The 15,516-nt window shown below is 32.3% G+C and carries 16 protein-coding genes; 11 read left to right on the top strand and 5 right to left on the bottom strand.

Annotated elements, in window-relative coordinates; all coding sequences use genetic code 11:
• Positions 1-467 precede the first annotated feature (467 nt).
• Positions 468-617 (bottom strand): glycogen biosynthesis protein GlgD, encoded by a 150-nt coding sequence (locus tag CN946_RS01865; RefSeq protein ID WP_286131733.1) that lies wholly within the window; start codon positions 615-617, stop codon positions 468-470.
• A 61-nt stretch (positions 618-678) separates the two neighbouring features.
• Positions 679-948, bottom strand: a complete 270-nt coding sequence (locus CN946_RS01860) for a DUF2524 family protein (RefSeq protein ID WP_286133786.1) — start codon at positions 946-948, stop codon at positions 679-681.
• Between the two features lie 186 nt (positions 949-1,134).
• Between CN946_RS01860 and mnmL the strand changes: the two genes are divergently transcribed.
• The 6 genes from mnmL (at position 1,135) to CN946_RS01825 (ending at position 6,666) form a co-directional block, all read left to right on the top strand.
• Positions 1,135-2,097 (top strand): tRNA modification radical SAM protein MnmL/YtqA, encoded by a 963-nt coding sequence (gene mnmL, locus CN946_RS01855; protein WP_098859650.1) that lies wholly within the window; start codon positions 1,135-1,137, stop codon positions 2,095-2,097.
• A complete protein-coding gene (mnmM, locus tag CN946_RS01850; protein ID WP_098859649.1) occupies positions 2,094-2,669 on the top strand; it encodes a tRNA 5-(aminomethyl)-2-thiouridylate-methyltransferase MnmM in 576 nt (191 codons plus the stop codon). Before mnmL ends, mnmM begins: the two co-directional genes overlap by 4 nt.
• A 197-nt stretch (positions 2,670-2,866) precedes the next feature.
• Complete coding sequence (locus tag CN946_RS01845; protein ID WP_098859648.1) at positions 2,867-3,343, top strand: hypothetical protein; 477 nt, start codon at positions 2,867-2,869, stop codon at positions 3,341-3,343.
• 869 nt (positions 3,344-4,212) lie between these two features.
• A complete protein-coding gene (locus tag CN946_RS01835) occupies positions 4,213-5,376 on the top strand; it encodes a cation:proton antiporter (RefSeq protein WP_098859646.1) in 1,164 nt (387 codons plus the stop codon).
• 97 nt (positions 5,377-5,473) lie between these two features.
• Positions 5,474-5,803 (top strand): transposase, encoded by a 330-nt coding sequence (locus CN946_RS01830; protein ID WP_098859645.1) that lies wholly within the window; start codon positions 5,474-5,476, stop codon positions 5,801-5,803.
• The gene (locus tag CN946_RS01825) at positions 5,725-6,666 is read left to right on the top strand and encodes an IS3 family transposase (protein ID WP_141546847.1); all 942 of its coding nucleotides are present in this window, start codon (positions 5,725-5,727) and stop codon (positions 6,664-6,666) included. Before CN946_RS01830 ends, CN946_RS01825 begins: the two co-directional genes overlap by 79 nt.
• Positions 6,667-6,773: 107 nt before the next feature.
• Here the strand turns inward: CN946_RS01825 and CN946_RS01820 are convergent, their stop codons facing one another.
• Positions 6,774-7,868, bottom strand: coding sequence for a tetraprenyl-beta-curcumene synthase family protein (locus tag CN946_RS01820; RefSeq protein ID WP_098859644.1), 1,095 nt, complete (start codon positions 7,866-7,868; stop codon positions 6,774-6,776).
• Between the two features lie 157 nt (positions 7,869-8,025).
• Here CN946_RS01820 and CN946_RS01815 point away from each other — a divergent pair, with 157 nt between their 5' ends.
• The 5 genes from CN946_RS01815 to speE all read left to right on the top strand — a co-directional run bounded on the left by CN946_RS01815 (position 8,026) and on the right by speE (position 14,078).
• A complete protein-coding gene (locus tag CN946_RS01815) occupies positions 8,026-8,550 on the top strand; it encodes a gamma carbonic anhydrase (RefSeq protein ID WP_098859643.1) in 525 nt (174 codons plus the stop codon).
• 457 nt (positions 8,551-9,007) lie between these two features.
• Entirely contained in the window at positions 9,008-9,541 is a 534-nt protein-coding gene (locus CN946_RS01805; RefSeq protein WP_098859641.1) for a phosphatase PAP2 family protein, read from the top strand.
• A gap of 12 nt (positions 9,542-9,553) precedes the next feature.
• Positions 9,554-10,705, top strand: a complete 1,152-nt coding sequence (locus CN946_RS01800; RefSeq protein WP_098859640.1) for a glycosyltransferase family 4 protein — start codon at positions 9,554-9,556, stop codon at positions 10,703-10,705.
• Positions 10,706-10,914: 209 nt separating this feature from the next.
• A complete protein-coding gene (gene speD, locus CN946_RS01795; RefSeq protein ID WP_098859639.1) occupies positions 10,915-11,751 on the top strand; it encodes an adenosylmethionine decarboxylase in 837 nt (278 codons plus the stop codon).
• A complete protein-coding gene (speE, locus tag CN946_RS23660; protein ID WP_218012632.1) occupies positions 11,748-14,078 on the top strand; it encodes a polyamine aminopropyltransferase in 2,331 nt (776 codons plus the stop codon). Before speD ends, speE begins: the two co-directional genes overlap by 4 nt.
• A 95-nt stretch (positions 14,079-14,173) precedes the next feature.
• Here the strand turns inward: speE and CN946_RS01780 are convergent, their stop codons facing one another.
• A complete protein-coding gene (locus CN946_RS01780) occupies positions 14,174-14,599 on the bottom strand; it encodes an OsmC family protein (RefSeq protein ID WP_056473303.1) in 426 nt (141 codons plus the stop codon).
• Positions 14,600-14,637: 38 nt separating this feature from the next.
• A complete protein-coding gene (locus CN946_RS01775) occupies positions 14,638-15,333 on the bottom strand; it encodes a pirin family protein (protein ID WP_098859638.1) in 696 nt (231 codons plus the stop codon).
• Positions 15,334-15,516 lie beyond the last annotated feature (183 nt).

The raw sequence follows: 15,516 nt of genomic DNA, 5'->3' as shown, positions 1-15,516 counted from the left end.
GGCGAGACCTGAGCCTCCTCGTCACGTTCGTTCCTGCGGGGTCTCAGCCTTCCCGCATTTCCCATAGGAGTCGAGCACCCCTCCATTCCAATCAACTTATTCATCAAACAAGTCTACACTAAAAACCTAATTTAAAATCCTTTACTTTGAGTAAATAACAGTTTATTAATCAGTTTGTAGGTCAACTAAAAACGACATCAACTTTTTAACTAATCATATGAACTTTGTTCGAAAAATAAGGACTTAAGATTTTTAACCTCTGAAAAAATAAATAATTTTTAGAGTTTGTTGGGATTGTAAAACTACTCATTAAACATTTACAACCATAAATAAAACATCAAAAAATGACAAACTTATCATCAATAATGGTCACAGAATAGACGTTTTCCATATTGACAGTTCTATATTTCAACATACTTAAAAAAGAAGGCGCTGATGCCTTCTTTTAAGATTGCTTTTCTATTTCATTATCCCTGCTTTGATCTCTGTGGTTGACCTTTTTTAGCGTTATTTATTTTCACTTGGTCTACTGCAGAAAGTTCACCTGAGAACTCTGTATTCGTTTTATTTTTGGTTGTTTGTTCAGGGTTATTACTTTTTGATTTCTTTTTTACCACTTTTGGTTTCCTCCCAAGGATTGCATATTCTTGAACGTATTCTTGCATACTCTAATCTCCTTTAGTGCGGAGTTATAATCATCTGATGTTGTAGTTGTGTTAATTGTCTACGTAAACGATAGAACTCATCTTTATTTTCTGCATTTGCAAGGTTTGCAACTTTTTCAAGCTCAATAAGTGCTTCTTCAACACCTGCCTGTGCTTGTGAGTATTCAATATCATTATAATGCTCTTGTCTCATCCCAATTTCTAATTGTCCTACTGCGTAATCATACGCTTCTTTTGCTTTTTGTACTTGTTCTTGTCCGAATGCGCGATCTGTTATTCCCAAGAAAATACCTCCTTCAGACTTTAATGAAGTATCCGATATGTAGGTTACCTCAAGGATAGTATTTCCGAACCTTTCAATCGGAGTACAATCATTTCTTTACAAATAAGAAAGGTTTTTCCATTTGGTTTTCTTTTTAGAGCATGATAAAATCGATAATATTGACTTAAATTAAGGGAGGGATGAGGAATGACAAAAAACAATCCTTTTCCATATACAATAGATCATAAAAGATACCATTCGTGGAATTATCATTTAAGACAACAATTTGGCGAAAAAGTTTTTAAAGTTTCAATTGACGCTGGATTTGATTGTCCAAATAGAGATGGTACAGTTGCGTTTGGGGGTTGTACTTTTTGTAGCGCATCTGGTTCAGGCGACTTTGCAGGAGATCGAGCTGAGGATGTTGTAACTCAATTTCATAAAATAAAAGATAAAATGCATGAGAAATGGCAAAACGGAAAGTACTTAGGCTATTTCCAAGCATACACAAATACTCACGCACCAGTAGAAGTATTAAAACAAAAGTTCGAACCAATATTAGAGCAAGAAGGCGTAGTAGGTTTATCAATCGCAACAAGACCGGATTGTTTACCGGATGATGTCGTTGAATATCTTGCAGATTTAAATAAACGAACTTATTTATGGGTTGAATTAGGATTACAAACTGTTCACGAAAAAACTGCAAATATTATTAATCGTGCACATGATTATAAAACTTACGTAGAAGGCGTAGAAAAATTAAGAAAGCACAACATCCGTATTTGTTCACATATCATTAACGGGTTACCTCTTGAAACACCAGAAATGATGATGGAAACTGCGATGGAAGTTGCTAAGCTTGATATCCAAGGAATTAAAATTCACTTACTTCACCTACTAAAAGGTACGGCAATGATGAAGCAATATGAAAAAGGACTAGTTGAATTCATGGATTTTGACGCATATATTAAATTAGTCGTTGATCAGCTTGAAATCATTCCAAGTGATGTAATCGTACATCGAATTACTGGGGACGGTCCACCTGACTTATTAATCGGACCAATGTGGAGCTTAAAAAAATGGGAAGTACTGAATGCAATTGATCGTGAGTTTGAACGTAGAAATAGCTGGCAAGGTAAATACGCAAATAATCGAGTACAATTAACATGATTCTAGATCGTATTTTACCGTACGCTAGAAAGCTTCTCCAATCAACTGTTAAAGAAGGCGATATTACCATTGATGCCACAATGGGTAATGGTCATGATACAGTATTTTTAGCAAAATTGGTTGGTGAAACTGGACATGTTTACGGATTTGATATCCAAGAACTAGCTATTCAAAAGACGACTGAAAGAATAAACAATGAAAATTTAAGCAATCAAGTTACACTATTGCAAAGAAGTCATGCAGAAGTAAAAAAAGTAATCCCAACTTCATTACACGAGAAATTAAAAGGTGCAATTTTTAATCTTGGTTATTTACCTGGTAGTGATAAATCAGTTGTAACAGTCCCCGAGTCAACCATTTCTGCAATAGAACAAATACTCGAAATGATGGCTCCAGAAGGGATTATCGTAGTTGTAATTTATCATGGTCATGAAGGCGGAGAAGTTGAAAAAGATGCATTAATGAACTTTGCTCAAAACATCCCTCAAGACTTGGCACATGTATTAACTTATCGATTTATTAATCAAGCAAATAATCCTCCTTTTATATTAGCAATTGAAAAAAGGGCTTAAGAAAAAACTGTCTAATTTAAGACAGTTTTTTTATTTTCTCCCCCATTTTTTTTAAAAGTACTACATAGAATTTTGTTTTGACCCCCTCTTATCCATTATAAATACCTTAAAAATTCATTAAAAATTCATTAATGGTAAATTTTTCTTGGAAAATTGGTAAAGATAAAAAAATCAAACAAAGAAAGAAGGTTTTCAAAATGAAAAAAGCTATTTTTGCAGGTGCAGTAGTTAGTCTTTTTACACTTAGTACAATTACAGTAAATGCCGAAAACATCACGTCAGCAAATTATTATGTCCATCCACATCATGATCACGATGCAACAACAGAAGATGGTGAACATCATAGACATCATCATCACCATAAAGCAAATAAAATGTTAGAAAATCACAAAAAAGAAGTTGTTAAGTATATTTCAAATTACTTAAACCAACCTGAAGCTAATATAAATAAAGCTGTTGAGCAACATAAAATGGAAATGAAGAAGTTAGTTTTTATTGCAGTTGTAGCAAAACTTTCAAATAAACCTTTAGAGAATATCATCGCTCAAAAAGGTAAAACAAAATCATTCAAAGAAATATTAGATAATAATAATATTAAACGCGAACAATTTTTTGAAGAAATGAAAAGAGTTCATCGAGATATTTTTACTCAAATTGAACCAACTAAAAATTAAATTAAACAGAGCGCCTCTTAAGTTATTTACTTATTGGGCCTCTTTTTTTGTTTAAATTACTCGTTTTCTAATGAAGTTTTATAAACAAACCATCAAGTTTTTTATTAAGAACATATCCTTTTTAGTTAAAACATAAAATTTAATTATCTAGTAACTTTATCAATCTATAAATATTTACAAAAAATTATTAATACTATCTAATAACGGCGTATTCATGGAATCAATTGAATATTATGTAAAGATATAACCACTTAATTGATTTGTTCATACAAACCAATTCGTAGTTGATTGATCTAAACCAACTCTAGGGGCGTGAAGAGTTGACTACAAACCTAAACAATTGGAATAAAATATTTCGTAATGTTTTTCAGTTCATTTTACGGAATTCGAATTGGATATTATTATTAATTGGATTAATTGCATTCATCAATTACTGGTCAGTTTTTTATCTTGTTTCATTATACAGAGGATTTCGTACTGAATCTTCACAAGTTAATCAGATGACCCTTTGGGTAATTTATGGGTATTTCTACGGTTTCTTTGGGAGTATGATTTTAATTTATGTACACTCTTTCGTACTAAAACATATGTTATTTTTCCGAAAAATTAAAAGTGCCATTTCTTTTATACTCCTTCATTTTGCTTATTTTATTTCGCTTATTTTATTAATTCTATTAAACTAAGTTCCTATTTTTATTGTTAGCAATCTATTACTTAAGCTTGTTTTCTAATTCAATTTTAGTTTATACTTAGATTAAATTTAATGCATTGTTCGGAGGAGCCTGTCACGATAGGGATAAGTATGTACTATTTTACTTACCCTATTGTGGCAGGTTCTTTTTTTATGCGTTCAGACAGGAGATGAATTTATGCTTTACGTGCAACTTGCGATTATATTGATTGCCTCTAAAGTTTTTGGGGATTTAAGTACAAAGCTTGGTCAACCTGCAGTTTTAGGAAAGCTATTAATAGGAATCATACTAGGTCCAGCTGTACTTGGAATCATTACTGAAACAGAAACATTACATGAAATGAGCGAAATTGGTGTCATTTTACTTATGTTTATTGCAGGTTTAGAAACTGATGTTAATGAATTTAAACGAACTGGGAAAGCTTCTTCTTATGTAGGTGTACTTGGTATACTATTCCCTTTATTCTCAGGTTATCTTTATGGTATCTCCATAAACTTAAGTCAATTTGAAGCTATTTTTTTGGGACTGATTCTTTCTGCGACTAGCGTAAGTATTTCTGTGGCTACATTAAAAGAAATGGGTAAACTTAAAACAAAAGATGGTGCAACAATTTTAGGTGCTGCTGTAATTGATGATATTGTTGTCATCATAGCTTTAGCATTTGTTATGAGTTTCAGTGGTAGTGCCGTTAGTTTACCAATTCTTTTATTTAAAAAGTTTATATTTTTTACATTTGCCATATTAATAGGTTGGAAGATTGTACCTTGGTTCTTAAAAAAGTTTATAAAACTAAACGTTTCAGAAACACTAATCTCTGCTGCCTTAATAGTATGCTTCTTATTCTCAGCCTTTGCAGACCAAACAGGAATTGCTGCAATAATCGGAGCTTATTTCGCAGGAATATCGATATCCGTTACTAAGTTTAAACAAGAAGTTTTTGAAAAGGTCGAAACGATTGCTTACTCTGTATTTGTACCTGTGTTTTTCACTTTAATAGGTGTATCAGTTCAATTTACTGGGTTAAGCCATTCGATTCCGACTATTATTATGATAAGTATTATCGCTATTTTAACGAAACTAATTGGTGGAGCATTAGGAGCAAAATTGGCTGGATTTCCAACTAAAAATTCACTCGGAATTGGTTCAGCAATGGTATCACGAGGGGAAGTTGCCCTAATTATGGCATCAACTGGTTTAGCAAATAATCTTTTAAGTAAGGAAATGTTTGCGATCCTTGTTATAGTGGTATTAATCACAACAATTGTAACTCCACCACTTATGAAGATATTTTTCTCTGAAAAAAGTGAAGCTTTAAATAAAAAAAGTGAAGCTTTAAATTAATAAACGCGAAAAAGGATCGTTTGAAATTGTTATTATCCCCTTATAGTAGACAGTCAAAAAAAAGGATCGTACTGTCTATTATGGAGGGGATTTTTTTATGGGGAAAATTAGAAAAACTTATTCTAAAGAAACTAAGTTGAAAGCTATTGATTTGTACTTTGAAAAGGATATGGGGATTAGAACAATAGCTAAAGAACTAGATATAGGATATACGACCATTCAAAGATGGATAACTCATTACAAAAGAGAAGGAATCCAAGGATTAGAAGAAAAAAGAGGGAAATCAGACATTTTATTTAGAAGGAAAATCAAAAGAGATGATGAAAATGATGCTGAAAAGATCAACCGATTAGAAGCAGAGAACGCTTATTTAAAAAAGCTCTTAGCTGCGAAAAGGAGGATGATACAGGAAAAGAAAAATCAATAGAATACAGTATAATTCATGAGCTTAAGGATCAATTCACAGTTGTTATTTTATGTAAGATAGTAGGTGTTTCAAAGAGTGGGTACTACAAATGGTTAACACGTCAGAGTAGCCCTACTAAAAAAGATTTAGAAGATCAATCAATAGTGAAAAAAATTATTGAATGCCAACAAGATCCAGATATTAATTGGAGTTATGGCTATCCAAGAGTTAAAACTTGGCTGAGTAAGGTGTATGGACTAAAAGTGAATCATAAGAAAATATATCGTTTGATGAGATCAAATAAGATACAAGCTAAGATACGAAAAAAGAAATGGAAACACTTTGGACGCAAAGAAAAGTTTGTCCTTTCAAGAAACTATTTAAATAGAGAATTTTCAGCTAAACGTCCAAATGAAAAATGGGTAACAGATATTACCTACTTACTTTTTAACGGGAAGAAAATCTATTTATCTTCTATATTAGACCTATATAATAATGAGATTGTCGCTTATAAAATAAGTGAAAGAAATGACCTAAAGTTAGTGGCTGATACTTTAAAAGAAGCTATAAAAAATAGGGATGTAAGAGGTCTCATATTACATAGTGATCAAGGATTCCAGTACACATCAATTAGATATAACCAACTTTTAAACAGATACAATATTAAGGGAAGCATGTCTAGAAAGGGAAATTGTTTAGATAACGCATGTATGGAAAGTTTTTTTAGTCATTTTAAAACTGAATGTTTTTACCGTTATCGTTTTGAGACTTCGCAAGAGGTTAAAATAGCAGTAAAAAAATATATTAAGTTTTACAACAATAAACGATTTCAGAAAAAGTTAAATAACCTTAGCCCTATAGAATATAGGGCTAAGGCTGCTTAGATAATGTACCTTTTATTTAAGTGTCTACTTGACAGGGGTAAGACCAAATTAACGATCCTTTTTTACTGGAGTTTTCACATTGGTTTGCCTGTGTGGTGCATACCCCTTTATACTGATTCCTTGACCCTTCTATTGCTCGCCTTTAACTCTTTTAATTTAAAATATAACTTAGCATTTCCATAGAAAAAGAATGATGTTAAGCCACCGTTCTTAACAATCCCTCTTCTAATTCTTTTCATCTCGTCTGGTCCTGCCATTTTTTTATCAGCCAAATAAATACCTAGTAATCCTTGGCAGATCATTCGATGAAAACGATAGTCTTTTAAATCTTTTAAGGCTTGATCACTTTTAGTTGAAAAATACTCAATCCTATTTAACATGACATCTTTAGACGGGTAATAACTGCAGAAATTTAAATCTCCGCCTTCTTCGTCTTCCTTTTGATCAATTACATAATCTAGTAGTATATGAAGTCCTTGTACATAAGGGAAATAACTCTTATAGACTTGTTCAAATAATTTTTCAGAAATCACTTCGTTAAATGAATAAGAAACTAAACAAAAAATCCCAAGTGTTGAACCTGCGCACGCAGAGAATTCATACCATTCTAAGTCAGAAAGTTCTGGTTGATATTTTTCAAACCAATTTGTTAATCTAGGTACTCGTTCTTCTTTTTTTACATGCTTATGTATTTGTAACTTACAATAATAATCAGCAAGTTGAACTAAGTACTCTTTAATTCCCTCATAATGCTTCGATTGATTTAAACTACTATGACACTTTGAAACTAGTGCACGTAAATATCCACCATCGTCTTGTTCTTCTCGAAAGCGATAATACATTTGATCTGATTTTTGACATTTTACCGCATCAATCATTGACTCATGTAGTGCTTCAAAATCAACTGGATCAAGCGAAGTACTACGATCGCATAAATTATCCAAGTAATCACTAATTGTTTGATATGCAACGATAAATTCTATTACTGGTTTTAAATTCTTTTCAGAAAGTAATGCTAAAATTGCACCACCTTCACAATGGAATGTTTTTGTATCGATACTCATTAGTGCTTGTTTTCTAAGTTCTGGATCTGGGATTGTCGTTGCAAAATTTCTCCAATAGTTTAATTCCTGATGCACTAAAGGAAAAACAGCTTTATAAACTTTTGGCATTAATTGGATCGGATTTTTAGGTAGTGACATTTTTTCACTCCTCCCTATTTTTCATTAATTACATATTGTTAAAATAAGTTATACTCATATTGAAGTAAATATTATGGAGGTGAACTCGTTGCCTTGTTGTTTAGACAATTTCAACTAAACAATCATCGTATTTTTATATGCTTGGCAACGGTATAGTATGATATTACCATACAAAGGGAAGCAACCCAAAATCGAACCATCAGCTTTTATCGCTTCAACTGCAACTGTTACCGGTTCTGTCACAATTGGAGCAAATAGTAGTGTATTTTTTGGTGCAGTAATCCGTGGCGACGTTAATGATACAATCATTGGAAATGATGTAAATGTTCAAGATTTATCTGTTCTTCACCAAAGCCCAAAATGCCCTCTAATTTTAGAAGATGGCGTAACAATTGGACATAGTGTTATTTTACATAGTTGTACAGTTAAAAAGAATGCATTAGTTGGTATGGGTTCAATCGTTTTAGATGGTGCCGAAATCGGTGAAGGTGCAATGATTGGTGCAGGCAGCTTAGTTCCAGGCGGAAAAGTAATACCTCCTAACACATTAGCATTTGGTAGACCTGCAAAAGTAGTACGTGAATTAACAGAGGAAGACATCATTGATATGGATCGAATTCGTAGAGAATATATTGAAAAAGGACAATTCTATAAAAAAGTAGAAGAAAATCTGTCAAAATAATTTGAGGATATTTTACATACTGTGCTGTAATAATAGGAAAAAGAGAAGGACTGGATTAAAGCCTTCTCTTTTTTTGGGTTTACTGATAAATTTGGCCTGCTCTAATTTATTTTATGGTAATTTCATGTAATTACTGTTGTTTCGGCTCAGTTTATTTATGATTTGTGGTCTTTTTTGCAGATTTGCTAGTTTTATTTGTAGTTTCAGCTTTTTTATTTGCACCTTCAAGATTTTATTTGTAGTTTTAGCCTTTTTATTTGCACTTTCCCATTTTTTATTTGCACTTTTCACAAATTTATTTGATTTCAAGATTATTGTAAAACCTTGTTCCTCCCCGCTCCAATCCGTTTAATAAAAATTTACATATCTAAATTATTCATTTACAAAAGCTTCTATTTAAATCCATAAACCCTTTTTATAATGAAGTTACAAATATCAACATAATGGAGGATGAAAAATGAGCGCTATTCTTCAAAAGATTCACACATATGAATGTCAACTGTTTTATCGCGTTAATTCATTGTTCCAGAAGCGTTACTTGAATTTTTTCTTTCGTAATATTACACATCTTGGCGGAGCTACTTTTACAATTGCATCAGCATTAATTTTATTACTTTATTCCAAAGGTGAATTACATGAAGCATCAATCTTATGTTGTTGCACCCTTTCTCTTAGCCATATTCCTGTTCATTTTCTTAAACGTTTTTATCCACGTAAAAGACCTTATCTTAAACTAGAAGGTACTTTTGTGCTAAAAAATCCTTTAAAAGATCATTCCTTCCCTTCTGGTCATACAACGGCAATTATTTCTGTTGCACTTCCTATAATGATTTATTTACCATTTACGTCATTTATTTTACTTCCTTTAGTTTTGTGTGTCTCTTTCTCTCGAATTTATCTTGGCTTACATTATCCATCAGATGTGTTTTTCGGAATATTACTTGGTATATTTACTACATTTATTTCACAATTTTTTATCTATCATTTGTAAGGAGGAGAAGTTATGAGAGTAGCTATTTTTACAGACACCTATATTCCTCAAGTAAATGGTGTTGCCAAAACTTTAAATCGATTTACAAATTACTTAAAAGATCATGGCCATTCATATCATGTGTTTGCTCCTGAGGACTACGGTTTATCATCAACGCAAGATGTAACAAGATTAAAATCTGTACCATTTAAAATTTATCCTGAATGTAAAATTTCATTTCCAAACCTTTCTAAAATGAAAAAGACGCTTAAAGAATTTAATCCAGATATTATCCATATCGCAACACCATTTACGATTGGATTAAGTGGGCTCCATATTGCTAAAAAAATGAAAATCCCTTTGGTTGCTTCATACCACACAAATTTTGACCATTATCTTCAGTACTATAACTTAACATTCTTAGAAAATATTTTATGGAAGTATTTAGATTGGTTTCATAAACCGACTCAAAAAATATTTGTTCCTTCGAAGGATACATTCAATCATTTAGAGACAAAAGGTTTTAGCAATCTCTCTATTTGGACCCATGGCGTTGACTGTTCGATCTTTCGTCCAACTATGAATCATAATGAAATAAAACAAAAATATAATATTACGTCTAAATATACGGTTTGTTTTGTTGGCAGAATTGCACCTGAAAAGGATTTAGAAACCTTATCGAAAATAATAAACTACACTAAGCAACGTTTTAACAAAAATTTAACTTGGTTAATCGTTGGAGATGGCCCCAAAAAAGAAGAAATGATCAAGAAAACAGGTACTGATCAAATTATTTATACAGGCTACCTTCAAAAAAAAGACTTAGTTGAGATTTACGGTGTGTCTGATTTAATGGTCTTTCCTTCTGATACTGAAACATTTGGAAATGTAGTACTCGAAGCAATGGCGTGTGGAACACCAGTGATTGGTGCAAATGCAGGTGGAGTTAAAAATATAATTAGAGATTATTCAACTGGTGTCCTTTGTGAGCCACAAAATACATCTTCTTTTTGCCAAGCAATTGAGGATTGCTTACATGGAAGCGAGATGTTGAAGCATATGTCAAAAAAAGCAAGAGATTATGCATTAACACAGGATTGGAATAGTATCTTTAATCAATTAGTACTGGAATTTGAACTAATCTTTACACCACAACCACCAATCCTACTATCTAAAAAGGCTTAAGCATTTTCAGACTTTTTATTTTCTGAATATTTTAAATTAAACAACAAAAGACATTATCGATCAGTAACTCCTCAATCATCAACTTATGTGAATAATGAATAATTCAAAAACAAACAATATATATTGAGTAGTTACACTAGCGACTATTATACAGTCGCTTTTACTTTTCGTACGTACTTTTTTACTTTGTAAAATTAGGAGGACAATAGATGAATATTTCATCGTCAAATAATTTTCAACTTTATGGTTTTAATAACTTAACAAAATCACTAAGTTTTAATATGTATGATATTTGCTTTACAAAAACAAAAGCAGAACGTGAAGCATATATTCAATACATCGATGAACAATATAACGCTGACCGTTTAACAAAAATTTTAACTGAAGTTACACATATAATTGGAGCTCATATTTTAAATGTTGCAAAACAAGATTATGATCCCCAAGGAGCAAGTGTTACGATTCTCGTTTCAGAAGGTCCGGTTGATAATCCTTCATCTGAAAATTTTTCCGAATCACCTGGCCCATTACCGGAGCTAGTAGTAGCAGCTTTAGATAAAAGTCATATTACTGTTCATACTTACCCAGAATATCATCCGGATGATGGAATTAGTACGTTTAGAGCAGATATTGATGTATCTACTTGTGGAGAAATTTCTCCTTTAAAAGCCTTAAACTATTTAATTCACCAATTTGATGCCGATATTATGACAATTGATTATCGTGTTCGAGGATTTACTCGTGATGTTAGTGGTTATAAATTATTTATTGATCATGATATAAACTCAATCCAAAATTACATTCCTCAAAAAATAAAGGACATGTATCAAATGATTGATGTGAATGTGTTCCAAGAAAATATTTTCCATACGAAATGCAAGTTGAAACAATTTAATTTAGATAATTATCTTTTTGGTTACACAAAAGAAAAATTAGACGCGGATGAAATTTCACAAATAGAAGAAAAAGTGAAGTATGAGATGGATGAAATCTTTTACGGTAAAAATTTATGGAATGGTCCTGATGTGGAGGATATTGATGGATGATGGATCACAGTAAAACACCGCTTTTAACTGAATTAGTTCGTTATGCTAAGGAAGATATTACAAGCTTTGATGTTCCCGGGCATAAAAGAGGTAATTCACTCGAGGAATTAAGAGAGCTTTGGAGTGATATGGCTCTTAAGATGGATGTCAATTCTTCAAAGCGTGTTGATAACTTATCGCATCCAACAGGTGTAATCCAAGAAGCCGAAACTTTATTAGCAGATGCCTTTCATTCAGATAACGCTTATATGTTAGTAAATGGTTCGACTTCTGGGGTTCAATATATGATTATGAGCGCCCTTGAACACGGAGATAAAATTCTCCTACCAAGGAATGTACACAAATCCGCAATAAATGCTTTAATCTTAGCGGGTGCTAAACCAGTATTTATTGAACCAGAAATCGATTATGAGTATGGAATTGTAAATGGCGTTTCAGTAAAATCTGTTCTTCATGCCTTAGATTTAAATTCGGATGTTAAAGCCATTCTTATTATAAATCCAACTTATTTTGGAGCAACTTCAGATTTAAAACAAATTATCGACATTGGTCATTCCAGAGGGATTCCAGTTTTAGTAGACCAAGCCCACGGTGCTCACTTTTCGTTTCACCCTGATTTACCAAGTAACGCTGCCCTTCTTGGTGCTGACCTTGTTACCCTTAGTTTGCATAAAACTGGTGGTGCTTTAACACAAGCATCAGTTCTACTACATAATGATGGGATCATTACTAAAAATAGGGTTCGATCTACAATTAATTTATTTCAAACAACATCTGCTTCCTATTTACTTATGTGTTCAATCGATGTTGCAAGAAAGAAATTAGTATTAGAAGGTCATGAACGCTTTGAAAAATTACTCAATTTAACAAGAAAAGCTAAAGAAGAAATTAACTCCATAAAAGGATTAAAATGTATTACGCAAGATTCATATCGAAATGGAGTTGGAGTATTCGATTACGATGAGTTAAAACTCGTTGTTAAAGTTTCAGATTTAGGAATGTCTGGTTTTAAAGTATATGACATGCTTGCAGAAGAATATAAAATTCAAATCGAACTTGCCGAACCTAATGTCATTTTAGCAATTATCTCGCTAGGCGATAATGAAGACACCATCCAAACCTTAATTGATGCATTAAGAGACATTAGTGACCGATATTACGGTAAACTTCCAAAACTTGAAACAGATATAAGTGTTGCATTAAAAAATCCTAAAATGGTCATGACTCCTAGAGAAGCGTACTATCATCCAAAACGAATTATTTCAATTCATGATGCTAGTGGATTAATTAGTGGTGAATCAATCATGATATACCCTCCTGGTATCCCTCTTTGTATACCTGGTGAACTAATTTCAACTGAATTGATTCAGCATTATCTTTATTTAAAATCAGAAGGAACGATCACAATCAACGATGATGATGATCCTTATGTAATAAAGGTCGTCGATCGAAGTTTGGAGGAAAATTTAATGGATTTATGGTATACAGAAAATCACCAAGAAGATACGAAGTTCTCCATAAAGGTTCAAGAACATATTCATTCTGAAAAAAGTGAATTTCAACAAATCGATTTCTTTAGAAGTGAAACATTTGGAACATTCTTTACTCTAGATGGTTATATGATGGTGACTGAAAAGGATGAATTTATCTACCATGATATGATTACGCATGTATCAATGGCTGTAAATCCAAACATTAAAAAAGTACTAATTATCGGTGGGGGCGACGGTGGTACTGCTCGTGAAGTACTACGTTACCCAGGTGTGGAAGTTGTTGATATGGTAGAAATTGATGAGCGAGTAGTAAGGCTATGCCAACAATACTTACCATTAACAGCCTCAAAATTAGATCAAGATAATCGATTAACCTTATATTTCGAAGATGGCCTAAAGTTCGTACAAGAAGCTGATGAAGGTTATTACGATTTGATTTTGGTAGATTCAACAGATCCTATTGGGCCTGGTGAAGGGCTCTTTACAGTTGCTTTCTATAACAATTGCAAACGGGTATTAAGTGAAGAAGGTATTCTAATTAACCAGCATGAAAGTCCATACTACGCTAGTTACGCGCACGAAATGAAACGTGCACATTCCAAAATTAAAGAAACATTTCCGATTTCAAAAGTATATCAATTCCATATGCCAACTTATCCATCTGGTCATTGGTTATTCGGATTTGCATCAAAAAAATACGACCCAATTAAAGACATTAAAGCTGATGAATGGAATAAGCTAGGGATTGAAACAAAATATTATAATACAGATCTACATGTTGGGTGCTTTATGCTTCCTACTTATGTAAAAAAACAATTGGATAATGAAGAGTAAGTTTAAAAACCAGCAAAATGCTGGTTTTTATTTTGAAATGCCAATTAAAAAAGCTACCCCAAAAGTACTTTCACTTTAGAGGCAGCTACATTTAATTATAGTACTTCATTATCCTTCGTTCCATTTAAAGTGAAACTTGCTGTAATGTTAGCGTTTAAAGAATGAGCTACTGAGCAATATTTATCCTTTGATAATTTGATCGCTTTTCGAACTTTTTCTGTATCTAACTCTCCACCTAATATATAATGCAAGTGAATGTCAGTAAATCGCTTAGGATGCTCCTCAGCTCGTTCACCGTTTACTTCAATTTCGAATGAAGTTAATTTTAATCTCATTTTTTCTAGGATTAATACGATATCAATTGCAGTACAACCTGCGACTGCATTAATTAATAGTTCAACTGGTGTAGGTGCACTATTGTCTCCACCTAAAGACTCGGCAGTATCCATTTTTATCTCATGGCCAGATGGTGCAATTCCTGAAAAGGCTAACTTGCCATCCCATTTAATACTTGTTTTCATTACCTATTTCCCCTCCAATAATTAGATCATTTCATCTACTATTTTTTCATTTCTACTACTAAATAATGTGAAAAATCTTTTGATTTTATTTTAATATCTTCTTCAATTATTTTTGCAGCATCACTAGCTTCCATTAGTTCTCCATTCACAATGGCATTTCCTTCTAATAAGACTAAATACGCTTGGCGATCCTTTTTCATTTCAAAAGTAATTTCTTCATTTTCATTTAATGCAAGCGAGTAAATATTTGCATCTTGGTGAATTTTAATTGGGGCACTCCCTTCAACAGGAGATACCATATGATACCATTTTCCTTCTCTTTTTTCCCAATCTGATATTAAGTCACCGTAATTTGGAGTATGACCTGCTTTGTCAGGAATAATCCATAATTGAATTAATCTTAATAAATCCTTGCCCATATTGTGTTCACTGTGATACACACCCGTTCCAGCACTCATGTACTGAATATCACCACGTCCAATTTCATGTTTATTCCCCATACTATCAGCGTGAGTTAAATTCCCATTAATGACATATGTTATGATTTCCATATCACTATGTGGATGAGTACCAAATCCTCTGTGTGCTTTAATTAAATCATCATTTAATACTCTTAATACACCAAAGTTCATATTACTTGGATCATAATAATTTGCAAATGAAAAATGATGAATTGTTTTTAACCAACCGTGATCAGCTTGACCTAATTGTTTACTATTAATTGTTTCGAACATAGTTTATCGCTCCTTTTGTTTTTATCTTTAATTTGAGATATTATATTAAAGTATAATTCATCTAGATATCGTATTAACCTATCTGTTTAATACGTTTAATACGATGATTTCAATATCAATTTACCGAACTCTTAACTATATTGTATCAAAAAATATCTTTAATTCAAGATATTTATCGTAGAA

Origin of the sequence: Bacillus sp. AFS053548, from assembly GCF_002575105.1 — a bacterium.
Classification (GTDB): domain Bacteria; phylum Bacillota; class Bacilli; order Bacillales; family Bacillaceae_G; genus Gottfriedia.
The sequence above is the reverse complement of the archived record's forward strand: the minus strand, read 5'-3'. Positions and strand labels throughout refer to the sequence as shown.